Below are 395 nucleotides of genomic sequence, written 5' to 3' on the forward strand. Positions count from 1 at the left end.
CACGGAGTGATTCATGACTGGGGTGAAGTCGTAACAAGGTAGCCCTAGGGGAACCTGGGGCTGGATCACCTCCTTATACGATTTAGAACTTATTTGTTCGTAGTGTCCACACAGATGATTGTTAGTTAGCTAAACCACTTTAGTTTAACTAATTAATATGCTCTTTAAAAATTTGGAAAGCTGATATTAAAATTCTTATAGATAACATTATTATTTATAAAGAGTTTTCAAAAGTAAAAAATATGCCATTAATCGAAAGATTAATTGGTATCTACTTTAGTATTCTCATCATTATTTGATGAATTAACTTCTGGCGAAGTTAACAGCTGTCACTAACAAAGACCCGTTTGGGTTGTATGGTTAAGTGACTAAGCGTACACGGTGGATGCCTTGGC

General features: G+C 35.4%; 1 rRNA gene. It reads left to right on the forward strand.

The annotated features are described in order from the left end of the window. Positions 1–76 (forward strand): 16S ribosomal RNA (locus tag JIG37_RS18580); the annotation flags it as partial. Positions 77–395: the final 319 nt, after the last annotated feature.

The organism is Pseudoalteromonas sp. bablab_jr010, assembly GCF_016464105.1.
Taxonomy (GTDB): domain Bacteria; phylum Pseudomonadota; class Gammaproteobacteria; order Enterobacterales; family Alteromonadaceae; genus Pseudoalteromonas; species Pseudoalteromonas simplex.